10 protein-coding genes are annotated in these 11,422 nt (G+C 61.5%); 5 read left to right on the top strand and 5 right to left on the bottom strand.

Annotation, left to right across the window (positions count from 1 at the left end; all coding sequences use genetic code 11):
* Positions 1-153: 153 nt before the first annotated feature.
* From H5P28_RS12715 to H5P28_RS12695, 5 genes are all read right to left on the bottom strand, one after another.
* Positions 154-1,848 carry a hypothetical protein gene (locus H5P28_RS12715; RefSeq protein WP_185676085.1) on the bottom strand — a complete coding sequence of 565 codons (1,695 nt, stop codon included), beginning with the start codon at positions 1,846-1,848 and terminating at the stop codon, positions 154-156.
* Entirely contained in the window at positions 1,845-3,644 is a 1,800-nt protein-coding gene (locus tag H5P28_RS12710; protein WP_185676084.1) for a glycosyltransferase family 39 protein, read from the bottom strand. Before H5P28_RS12710 ends, H5P28_RS12715 begins: the two co-directional genes overlap by 4 nt.
* 58 nt (positions 3,645-3,702) lie before the next feature.
* Positions 3,703-4,047: a type IV pilin protein gene (locus H5P28_RS12705; protein ID WP_185676083.1), complete on the bottom strand. Its 345-nt coding sequence runs from the start codon at positions 4,045-4,047 to the stop codon at positions 3,703-3,705.
* Positions 4,048-4,204: 157 nt separating this feature from the next.
* Complete coding sequence (locus H5P28_RS12700) at positions 4,205-5,206, bottom strand: PIN/TRAM domain-containing protein (protein WP_185676082.1); 1,002 nt, start codon at positions 5,204-5,206, stop codon at positions 4,205-4,207.
* A gap of 212 nt (positions 5,207-5,418) precedes the next feature.
* On the bottom strand, positions 5,419-7,212 hold the full coding sequence (locus H5P28_RS12695) for a formylglycine-generating enzyme family protein (RefSeq protein WP_185676081.1): 1,794 nt from the start codon (positions 7,210-7,212) through the stop codon (positions 5,419-5,421).
* 139 nt (positions 7,213-7,351) lie between these two features.
* On the opposite strand from H5P28_RS12695, the gene H5P28_RS12690 reads away from it, so the two are divergent.
* From H5P28_RS12690 to H5P28_RS12670, 5 genes are all read left to right on the top strand, one after another.
* The gene (locus H5P28_RS12690; RefSeq protein ID WP_185676080.1) at positions 7,352-8,203 is read left to right on the top strand and encodes a prephenate dehydrogenase; all 852 of its coding nucleotides are present in this window, start codon (positions 7,352-7,354) and stop codon (positions 8,201-8,203) included.
* Between the two features lie 8 nt (positions 8,204-8,211).
* Positions 8,212-9,555: a 3-phosphoshikimate 1-carboxyvinyltransferase gene (gene aroA, locus H5P28_RS12685; protein ID WP_185676079.1), complete on the top strand. Its 1,344-nt coding sequence runs from the start codon at positions 8,212-8,214 to the stop codon at positions 9,553-9,555.
* Positions 9,552-10,232 (top strand): (d)CMP kinase, encoded by a 681-nt coding sequence (cmk, locus tag H5P28_RS12680; protein ID WP_185676078.1) that lies wholly within the window; start codon positions 9,552-9,554, stop codon positions 10,230-10,232. The genes aroA and cmk overlap by 4 nt, the downstream gene beginning before the upstream one ends.
* Positions 10,229-10,876, top strand: coding sequence for a lysophospholipid acyltransferase family protein (locus H5P28_RS12675; RefSeq protein WP_185676077.1), 648 nt, complete (start codon positions 10,229-10,231; stop codon positions 10,874-10,876). The genes cmk and H5P28_RS12675 overlap by 4 nt, the downstream gene beginning before the upstream one ends.
* A gap of 221 nt (positions 10,877-11,097) precedes the next feature.
* Positions 11,098-11,406: an STAS domain-containing protein gene (locus tag H5P28_RS12670; protein ID WP_185676076.1), complete on the top strand. Its 309-nt coding sequence runs from the start codon at positions 11,098-11,100 to the stop codon at positions 11,404-11,406.
* The last annotated feature ends 16 nt before the right edge of the window (positions 11,407-11,422 follow it).

Below are 11,422 nucleotides of genomic sequence, written 5' to 3'. Positions count from 1 at the left end.
GGAGAGGCGTCCGGCACGGAGCGAAGGGACAGCACAAGTGAAATGAATTGAAACCTGATCATGAATCCCCCCGCTTGACGGATCAAGACAATGCACACCCCCGCATACCGATACCGATAGATTGCTCCCAAACCACCCGGATAATTCGCCCCGTTACTCCTCAACGGGAGGTCTCTCAAGCTCGAGCGGGAGTTCTGAGCCCGAAGGCATCTCCCCCTGCGCGGGAGCAGTCGGCGAAAAGCCCCGCAGGTCTTTAATCACAGCCATGGGAATCCCCAAGCGCCCGATCACCTGCACCGTCTCCCCCGGCATGCGCTGGTCATAATTCAGGCGCGTCAGGCTGATAAAAAAGTCTGGGTTATCGCGGGGGCTGACCAGTTGGAAGCGCTCGGGCAGATAGAGGATTGCCATGAGCGGAGGAGCCGATGTCGCCACACGGCAGTTCCCCGCCGGTACGTGCTGAATCAGCCACTGGCTGGCTTCACGCAGGGAAGTCCCCCAATACTCGCCCTCGTAGCGACCTGCCTTGGACTGCACGCCACCGCTGACTTGGTTAAAGAAAACGTACTCGTAAGGGTGCAGCCGATACACCACCGGTAACTGCATCAGCATAAGCACCGCCAGCACAACTCCAGCCACAATCCGCCAGCCGCAGCGCAGCACATCGACCAGCCGCGTCCAGGCGAAAGCCCCCAGGCAGGCCAGTGGCGGCAGGATAAAGAGCAGATGACGCATCCCGTCGTAGAGAACGGAGTCCCGCACGATGACGAACAGCAACGGGAAAACCACCGTCGTCGCCACGACAACCCAGGGAAAACCACGCCCGGTAAAAAGCGCCCCGGCGAGCTGGCGGAACTTCACGGCGGCCAGGACCAGGCCTGCCGCCAGCACTGCAATCAGGAAGTCGGGGAGCGTGATCGCCAGCCATGTCAGCGGATAATACCAGGGCAAGTCCGGCGCCGGTATAAACTCGCCCCGGAAAAGCACCAATCCCGACCACGGATACTGAGAGACCGCGCCGAGCGATTGGAAAGGCTTGACCAGCGGGTTACTGTGGATCGCAGGCCACCACGGCACCAGAACGATAAACGCCACCACCGCCACCAGCAGCCCGTGAACTGCCACGCGCAGCACACTCCTGATCCATGCCCGCCAGCCAACGCGACCGACCAGCAGTTCGCGCAACAGGACAAAGCCCGCGTAGCCGGCCACATAACCGAAAAAGACCAGCCCGCCAATCCGCAGGGCCAGTGTCAGGCCAATGGCCACGCCCAGCGCCAGGCTCGCCCCCAGGCGAGGAGTTGGCAGCCAGCGCCCCCAGCGCAGCAGGAAATACAGCGACCAGACCATCCCCGCGGCAAAGGGAATGTCCTTCGGGTTGAAAAACATATGCCCGTAAAAGCGCGGAATCATGAGCAGGAAGAACGCGCACCAAAAGGCCAGACGCGCTCCGCCCAGCAAACGCCCGATCGCCCAGGCCCCTGCCACCGCGCCCACGCCCAGCGCCAGGCTCAACCCGTGGCCCAGTGCCAGCAGGCCAAAGGGCAGCACCTCATTGGCCGCGGCCAGCGTCAGGTCGAACAAGCCGGGATAGAGGTCCTTGCTCGGCAGAACGGCCTGCGCATCGCCGCCACTCAGGAGTACCTTGTAGTAGAGAAGTTTTTCCTGCCCGCCTTTCCAGCGGAAAAACTCGTCCCAGCTCATGCCGTAGTCGGGCAGCGAATACAGCCCCCAAAACGCCACCAGCAAAAACAACAGCACCGAGGCCCAGCCGTAAGTCCGGTCAGAGCACCCGGAGACCGAAGCGACATGCGTCGCCTCGGCATCTGAGGCATCGCCAACTGTCATGGCAGGTTGCGCCCCCACAGCTTGATAAACTCGGTCAGGTCCTTGTACTCGGTGTTGTCGGGCTCGACATTTTTCACATCCAAGACGCGGACAAAGGCGACTTTGCGAAACTCCGAATAGGGCTCTTCCCACACCTGTTCGGTGACAAAATCGTCATCCAGCGAACCGGCCGAACTGGGCTTGAACTCCTTTATCATCGGGTCATAGACCAGACGCCGGTAATAGTAGATCGGCGGGGAATTCGGCTGCTGGAGGAAAAACTTGATGGCCTTCTTGCGGGCATTGGCCATATCGGTCCCGAGAACATCCACCCCGTAAAGCGAGAAGAACAGGGAGTTATCCGCTACCACGAGCATGCGCTCCCCCTCATGCTGACGCATGAATTTGTCCGCCAGCCGGAAATCATGGGACGCCTGATACCCCCTGCCGTAAAGGCGTTGCGAAGTAGCCGGAAAAACATAGCCCAGAAAATATACCACCAGCACTACCGTTGCGATGCGGTGCAGCGTACGCCCTTTCAAGTAACCAAAAACCAGATACGCTCCGGCCACCGCCAACGGAATATGCAAAGGCAGGCTCAAGCGCTGGATGATTGGATTGTCGAACTCCCAGCCGTATCCCAGCAACAGGATAAAGAGCAGCAGGAAGCCCGGGACAAAAAACACCCCGGCCTGCGTCAACGCCGGTAATTCCGGAAACTCACGCCAGCGCCGCAATCCCGACACCGCAAACAGCAGCAGCGCCACCGCCCCGAGTGCCACCAGCAGCCAAGAGTTGGGCGTGCGATACCCGAAATCGAAAAAGAAACCGACCGCGCGCCCGAAATTATCGTAAATGTACTGCAAGCCAAAAGGCTCCATCCCCTTTTCCATCTCCCACATATGCCCGGCCAGACGGAAAACCCGGTGTTGCCACAGCGCCGGGACCAGCAGCAGCGGGCACAGGATCAGCGTCCACGGCACCAGGAGCCGCCGCATCTGCCACCAGGACCAGAATATGATCAGCCCCACCGGCACGATGAACAGCACCGACTCATACCGGCACTGCGCCAGCAGGATGGCACTGAGGACCAATGCCCCCAGACGCCAGTGATCCGGCGCCTTCAGGTAGAGCCCCCCCAGCAGGCAGGTCAGAAGGATAAAGAACAGGTTCAGCGGCTGAAGCCCTCCCCCGCCACAAATATAACCGAGCAAGGGGGTTGAGCAGAAAAGTGCAACCGCCCCGACAGCCGCCCCAACCCCGCCGATTCGCTCGGCCAGAAGGTAGAGCAAAAACAGCATAAAAGGCGTCAACACCACATTCAGGTACACGCCGTTCAAGGGCCTGAAGCCAGTCAGGTCGTGAACCGTGGCCACCAGAAACGGCTGAAGAATGGGCCGCTTGTCCACAAAACCACGCAACCGGGTCGGGACCGCATTAATGGACATGATCCGCGTGGCCGCGTCCACCTCCCGGGTCTCGTGCATCCCCATCGCCGTGGCTGCGAGGACGTGCTCATCCATGATCGTTTTGAACTCCCAGGGCTCGCTGCGGAAAAGCACCACCGTGCCAAGCACCGCCACCAGCACGCCAAGCCGCCCCGCCCGTGAGCCCAGGTAGGCCCGAACCTGCGGCCAGCAGGTCCGGTACCCCCGGTAAACCAGCCAGAGAAACGCTGCGAATGTCACCGCGATAACCCAGTACCCGGCATGGCTGAACCACGAGACGACTGCCGCGTCCGCGAAGGAGAAATACCCCAACTGGAAAGCGGCCATCCCAACCAGAACGAACAGCAGTAGCTTCTTACGCTCTTCCATAAATAAAAAAGCCGCTCATATCTGACTATGAGCGGCCGAAATTTACGCGGTCAAGCGGTTAGTACGTAAAGGGAACAAGCGAACCGTTGTTCATCTCTACCGTCAGGACGCCACCACTTTCGCGAACCACGAGAGCCGTGTAGTCTTCGCCCGCCACGGTCTTGATCGTGGCGAAATAGGTCGCGACCAAATCACCGTACTCAACGGTTTCGACACCGTTTTCAAGGATGTAGCGCTGGCCGGCACCGGCCACTTGGCGAAGGTTGTTCGTAATGGTCTTCATACGCGACTCTTCACGCACCTTGTTGAAGGCGGGAATGGCCATAGCGGCGAGCAGGCCGATGATGACCACGACGATCATAATTTCGACGAGGGTGAAACCCTTCTTGCTGTTCTTCTTCATGTTATTCTCCTGTTTTGATTAATTATTATATACGAATGGGCAGGCCCCATCTTCCCTGAAAATAGCTATTGATAACCCCCTATTACAAGCTCAAAAGCCCCCCCATGCGCATTAGCATGATTTTTACTAATAGGCCCTCACCTGCGGTAGCTCCACTTCAGTGAATCAAGCGGGCAAAGATGAGCTTTCCGCCCGCCGACGGCATCACACTGATGACCTCGACATGGACGTTCTGGCCAATCATCTCCACCGCGTCGTTGACGACCACCATCGACCCGTCGCTGAGATAGCCGACCGCCTGGTCACGTTCCTTCCCGGCCTTGACCAGTTCGATTTCGAATTTTTCCCCCACGCTGGTCTCGGTGTTCAGGGCACGGCCCAGTTCGTTGATGTTCAGCCAGCTCACCCCCTGGAACTCGGCCAGTCGCGCCAGGTTGTAATCCGTGGTCAGCAACTTCGCCTTGAGGCTACGGGTGACAAAAATGAGCTTATCCTCAACGTTCTGCCGGGAGCCCACTTCGCTTTCGTGGATGGAAACGGGGATCTGGGTGAGCTTGCGCAGTTCGTTAAGCACCTGGAGCCCCTTCCGGCCCTTGGACTGGCGGTGCGGGTCTTTGGAATCGGCGATGCGCTGCAACTCGTCCATGATGAACCGCGGGACGACAAGCTCCGCCATGAGGAAACCGCTTTTGCAGATGCCAACCACACGCCCGTCAATCAACGCGCTGGTGTCGAGCACCACGACGGCCATATCCACCTTCTGCGGCACAAAGCGGACATAAGGGATGACCAGGTTAAACTCGTCCCGCCCGCGCAGGGCGATCACCGCGCCCAGGTACATACTGACGATATAGAGGCTCATGCGCACCAGAAGGATGATTTCCGGGTCGCCCCTTTCGAACAACGGCGAGATCGAGATCAACATCGCGATCAGCGCCCCCATAGCCAAGCCGAAGGTCAGCGCCGTCAGCCCGCGCAGGGAAAAACCTTTCAGGTAAATATCCGTCAAGATCGTGAAAGCCCCCAGCAAGGCTCCGAAGCCCACGTACTGAATGAGCTTTTCCGACCCTTCATAACCGGCGGCGTAACGAATCAGCCAGGCCCCGACAATGCACAGGATAAAGAAAAATACCCGTATAATGAAAATCGTCTTTTTCATATCAGGAGACCCGCAGGGAGAAATGCAGAAAACAAGCCCGTATCTTTACCCCACAGGACAGGCCGGTAAACCCGTCGTCCGTCCCGTGTTCAGATACCAGCAATTATTTAGGCTCTTTTTCGATGAGAAGCCAGACGATAAACGGGGCGACAATAAACAGGATCATGACTCCGTAGAGGATCCACTGCGCCCGTTCAGCGCGCTTTTTTTCATCAGGGCTGAGTTCCGGCTGAGACGGTGGCGTCTGCATCGGCATTTTGAGAAGAGGTGTTGAGGTTCACCGCGAGCCGGAAACCGCCCATGCGGTCCCGTCGGCGGGGGTTGTCCAGGTTGACAGGCACGTCGGCCAGCACGTCCACGGAATCCTCCGCGGTGCCTCCGGCCACATAGGCCTTTTCCTGGGAGAGAATATCGGTCGAGGCCAGCCACTCCTCGACATTGCCCAGCAGGTCGTAGAAGCCCTGGGCATTGGGTTGCTTTGTGCCGACCTCGTGGGTTTCGTCGCCGGAGTTGCCGGCGTTCCATGAAATCTCGTCCAGGTTCACATACCGCAGGGTGCCGACGGAGGCGTCAAATTCCTCACGCATCGGCAGACGCGCCGGAAGCCCCAGAATCCAGCCCGTCTTCTGGCAAAATTCGGACGCTTCGCTCCAACTGACCGAATCGACCGGCAGGGTCGGCCCGTTATGGCGGCTGGGATTGTTCAGCATGACGCTGTGGTACAGGGCCTGAGTAACCTCGAACTTCGTCATGTGCCAACCGTCGGAGCCGGGCACGGGGACGAGTTGGCCGTATATGCGGTCCTGCAACAGCGCGATGTCGTCCTTGACGAACTTGAGAAAACGCAGCTTGAGCACGTCCGTGTCGGACAGAAGCTCGCTGCGCGGATAAGTCTGCCGGAAGGCTTCCATCTTCTCCGACAGGCCCGGAATGATCTCCCCGGCCTGCCAGACCTTGCGCTCACGCAGGTTCTGCTCCAGCTCGGCCAGTTCACCCAGGATTTCCGCTCCGACTTCACGGCTGACGGAGGCGGTCGCCAGATCGCTCAGTTCCTCCATGCGCTTATTAGAGGCGAAACGGCTCTGCGGATGCTCCTCGTTGAGGCGCCGCTGGAGCCGTGAGGCCGCATTCAGCTTCTCGGCGGCGACACTGTAGTCCTGCTTTTCAAGCGCTTCGCTCCCCTCCGCGTCGAGCCGCCGGATTTCCTCGTACAAGTCACTGGATTCGAGCGAAGCCAGGTCCACCTGCAGACGGCTCAGGCGGGTAACGTCGGCGTAGTGCAGGCCACGGAACTCCAGATTCAGCTCCTTTTGCAAGCGGATGGCTTCGGCGAGCTGCTTTTTTGCCTCGGGCCAGTCCCCTTTCTTCGCGGCAGCCTCGGAGGCGCGTTCGGCCTCGTTGGAGGCTTTCCAGATTGGCTCGGCCCGCAGTTCGTTCACCTTGCGGTCGAGCTGGGCCAGACGGCCCACGTCGCGCCGGTTGCTCAACGGGAAGTCCTCATTGATCTTGCGCTGGATTTCAGCCGCCTTGCGGTAGTTGCGCAGGGCCATCTCGGCATCCTCCTGAGACTCGTAATTACCCCCCTGGCGCTCGGCGACCAGGCTTTCGCGGTACTGCTGGGAGGCCAGCGTGTCCTGATAAAGCGTTTGCAGGCTCTTGAGCCGCTGGTTGGCCTCGCTGTTGTAGCCGCCAATCGCCCGGCTGTACTCCTGCTGCCTGGCGATGGACTGCTCCAGCACGGCGATATCCTCCTGCGTCGGCTCCCGCAGCGCGGAAATCTCGATAAACTGCTGTTCCAGGGTCTTGCTGGCGTCAAGCAGCTTGAGGGCCTCCTCGGTGTTGACGCGGGTGTATTTGATCTCGGAGGGATCAATATTCTTCGGGCCGAGCAAGGAAAGGGCATAGGCCGCCCCTAGGCCGACCACGATGGCCAGGGTGATGGCCATCACACGGAAAAGGATACGGTGACGGTACCAGAAACTTCGGTCTTTGCGGTGACGAGACATGGCAGGGTAAAAAAGCGCAGTAAAAGGCGCCCGCCGGGGAAATGCCAGTCAAAAGGCAAGCGCTCCGGGAGGCCTTCCAAAGGAAAAGAACACATTTTGGCTCGCCTGTTCCATGCCCGGTGCATGAAACATAAGGGTGATGTTTGGTAAACTCACAGTTCTCGGCACGGGCCTTCTGGGCGCCTCGCTCATGCAGGCAGCCAAAGCGCGCGGGCTGTGCCGGCAGGCACTGGCCTGGTCCCGCCGGCCCGAGACCCGTCTCAAGTGTGAGCAGCAAAGCTGGTGCGACGGCGTTTACCCCACCGCGGCAGAGGCGGTGGCGGAGGCCGACCTGGTCGTGCTGGCCGTGCCGGTCATCAACATCGTGCCGCTGATCGAAGAGATCGCCCCCTCCCTCAAGCCCGGTGCGCTCGTTACTGACGTGGGCAGCACCAAGAGCCTGATCTGCCGCCACGGCAGCGCCGCCACCCCGGCGCAGGCGACCTTTGTCGGCTCGCACCCGATGGCCGGTTCGGAAAAGACCGGCCTGGACTTCGCCCGGGAAGACCTCTTTGAAAAGCGGGCCTGCTTCGTCACCCCGCTGGAGAATACCCCGCCGCAGGCCACGGAGCAGATTATCCGCTTCTGGCGCGAACTGGGCATGGAAGTCGCCACCGCCAGCCCCGAGGCCCACGACGAGATCGTGGCCCACATTAGCCATTTGCCGCACGTCCTCGCCTCGGTCCTGTGCGACACTCTCGCGGCCAAAGACCCGTCCTGGCGCAACTACGCCGGAGGCGGCCTGCGCGATACGACCCGCATCGCCGCCGGAGACCCAGACCTGTGGAAAGCCATTATCCTCGAAAACCGCGAAGAAATCCTCCGGGCCATGCAGGGCTTCGAGGAGCACTGGCAGCGGATGCGGGCCGCCATCGCCAACAACGACCCCTTTGAAATCGTCAACCTGCTCGACAAGGGCAAACAGTACCGCGACGCGGTGCGCAACGATTGATCACTGACATGGAGCAATTGACTATCTCCCCCTTCACCCGCCCGGCCTCGGGCACCGTCAGCCTCCCCGGCTCCAAGAGCATCACCAACCGGGCGCTCATCCTGGCCGCCCTCTCGCGCGAATCCCTCACGCTGGAGGGGGCGCTCTTCAGCGAGGACACCGAGATCATGATTTCGGCCCTCAAGGCGCTGGGCTTCACCCTCTCTCCCGACCCGGCGGGCAACTCCATCTTTATCGTGGGCCGTGGCGGCTACATCCTGGGCCGCGACATCGAGATCAATGTCGGCAACGCCGGGACCGCCGCGCGTTTCCTGACCGCCATGCTCGCGCTCAAGCCCCGCGCCAGCTTCCGGCTCGATGGCTCCGAGGCCATGCGCAAGCGCCCCATGAAGGGCCTGCTCGACGTACTCACCCACAACGGTGCCATCGTGCCCGAGTTCAGCGGCGAGCCTGGCTTTTTCCCCTTTGAAATCAAGACCCGGGGCCTCTTCGGCGGCACCCTGAGCGTGGACGCCTCGGCCTCCAGCCAGATATTGTCAGCCCTGCTCATGGTAGCCCCGCTGGCCGGTGGCCCCACCACGGTCGAACTCACGGGGGAAACCGTCTCGCGGCCCTTCATCGACATGACCCTGACCATGATGGCGCAGTTCGGCACCGAGCCCAAATCGGTCGAGCACGGCCGCTACCATTTCGCCGGAGAACACAGCTACTACTGCGCGCGCCCGGCCTATGTGATCGAGCCCGACGCCACCGCCGCCAGCTACTTCATGGCCCTGCCGTGGGTCACCGGCGGCAGCCTCCGGCTCCAGCGGATGGGTAACATTTGCCTGCAGGGAGACATCGGCTTCACCGAAGTCATGGCCGCGCTGGGCATGGACAGCCAAACCGAGGACGAAGACCTCGTGGTTTCCCCCAAAAGCGCCCCCGCCGGGGACATTCCCGCCAGCTTCGACTTCAACGCCATTTCGGACACCTTCCTGACCCTCGCCGCGATTTCCCCGCTGCTGGAAAAGCCGATCACCATCACCGGCATCGCCCACACCCGCAAGCAGGAGACCGACCGCGTGCACGCCATGGCGACCGAGCTGCGCAAGCTCGGTCAGCGAGTCGCGGAGACGGAAGACTCGCTCACCATCACCCCCGACCTGGCCGCGCTGAAAGCCGCCACCGCCACGGCCCCCGTCGCCATCGACACCTACCACGACCACCGTGTGGCCATGAGCTTCGGCATCCTCGGCTGCCGCAACCTGCACGGCGACGGACGCCCCTGGATCACCATCAACGATCCCGGCTGCTGCGCCAAAACCTTTCCCCGCTTTTTCGAGGTTCTCAACGACCTTCGCCCGTCATGACCCAGACACCTGTAATCGCCGTGGACGGCGGTGCCGCCAGCGGCAAGTCGTCCACCTCGCGCCGACTGGCCGCCCGTTTCAACCTGATGCACGTCGATACCGGCTCGCATTACCGCGCCGTGACCTTCGCGCTGGTGCAGGCCGGGGTCAGCCCCGGCGACGCCGCCGCCATCCAGAGCCACCTGAAGGGGCTCAAACTGGGTGAGCAAATTGACGGGCAGAGCGCCCGTATCTGCATCGACGGGCAGGTCCCGCGCGAGGAAGATATCCGCTCGGAGGCGGTCAACGCCGCCGTCTCGCCCTTCGCCGCCGTGCCCGAGGTCCGGCAGTTCCTTTACCAGTACCAGCGTTCGCAGGCCGCCGTGGCCGCCCGAGCGGGCTTCAACGGGCTCATCATGGAGGGCCGCGACATCGGCTCGGTCATTTTCCCGGACGCACCCCTGCGCTTCTTTCTGGAGGCGGACGAAGCCACCCGCGCCGCCCGCCGCGCCAGGGAGGGCCAGACCGACTCCATCGCCGAACGCGACCGGATCGACTCCTCCCGCAAGACTGCCCCGCTGCGCTGCCCCGAGGGCGCGCAGCGCGTGGACACCTCCCACCTCACCCTTGACGAAGTCGTGGACCTGCTGGCCGAAGCCATCGAGCAAACCACCGGCCTCTCCCCCGTCGTGGCATGAAAAACCCCGGCACAAATCCCGTTTACCGTGCGGGCTGGGCGCTCTCGCACTTCATTTTCGACTACTTCACCCGCTGGGAGATTTACGGCAAGGAGAACATCCCCAAGGACGGGCCGTTCCTGCTGGCGGGCAACCACGCCAGCTTTTTTGACCCTCCGGCTTTCGGCTCGGCCTGCCCGCGCGAGCTGCACTACTTCGCCCGCAGCACGCTCTTTGTGGGGAAGTTCGGCAACCTCATCCGCCAGTGCCACGCCATCCCGGTGGACCGCGACGGCGGCAACGACCTCCAGGCCTTTCGCGAAGTCTTTAAAGTCCTGCGTAATGGCGGCGGGCTGCTTGTCTTCCCAGAGGGCACGCGCTCGGACGACGGCAACCTGCGCGAAGCCCGCCCCGGCGTGGGCATGATCGCGGTCCGCGCGAAGGTGCCCATCATCCCGGCCCGCATCCACGGGAGCTTCCGGGTCTTCAGTCGCCATCAGAAGCTGCCCGACCTGAAAAACCGGATCAGCGTCGTTTACGGCCCGGCCCTCGACGTGGCTGACCTTGACCCCGGCGACACCGCCCCCCGGCGCTTCCAGCGGATCAGCCAAGGCGTCCTCGACGCCATCGGCGCTCTCAATCCTCCGCCCCGCAGCGAAGTCTAGCCGGGGCATGCCCTGGCCCCTGAATGCTCCGCATCCGGCTGTTTTTGCCTGGGGCAAAAACATAGGCCAGAGATGGATGGTTTAATGCCAGAATAGCAGTTTTCCAACGTCCGGCACCCAGCCCTTAACAATTAACCATTTAGCCGTTTAACCATTCAGCCATTCCCATCGGCTACATCCCGCGCTTGACTTGAGCGGCTCGCTCGCAAATCTAGGGGCGTATGCCTTCCGACGTCGTTCAATTCTCCGATGGTGAAAAACTGCTGGTCTGCGCCTTCATGGGCCCGCTCAACGCCGAACGCTGCCAGCAAATCCAGGAGGACCTGATCGGAAAGATCGAGGCCACCGAAAGCGTCGTCCATTTCGACATGAAGGAAGTCACCTTCGCCTCATCCTCCTTTTTGCGCATCGTACTGACGGTCAACAAGCGCGTCGGCAAGGAGCGGTTGAAAATCACCAACGTCGATCCGCAGGTCAAAAAGGTCTTCAAGATGTCCGGCCTCTGGGACGCGCTCGGCATGGGCAGCTAAGCCGGGTCCGGCGGAC

It is taken from the genome of Ruficoccus amylovorans, from assembly GCF_014230085.1.
In the GTDB taxonomy this organism is placed as follows: Bacteria; Verrucomicrobiota; Verrucomicrobiia; order Opitutales; family Cerasicoccaceae; genus Ruficoccus; species Ruficoccus amylovorans.
The sequence above is the reverse complement of the archived record's forward strand: the minus strand, read 5'-3'. Positions and strand labels throughout refer to the sequence as shown.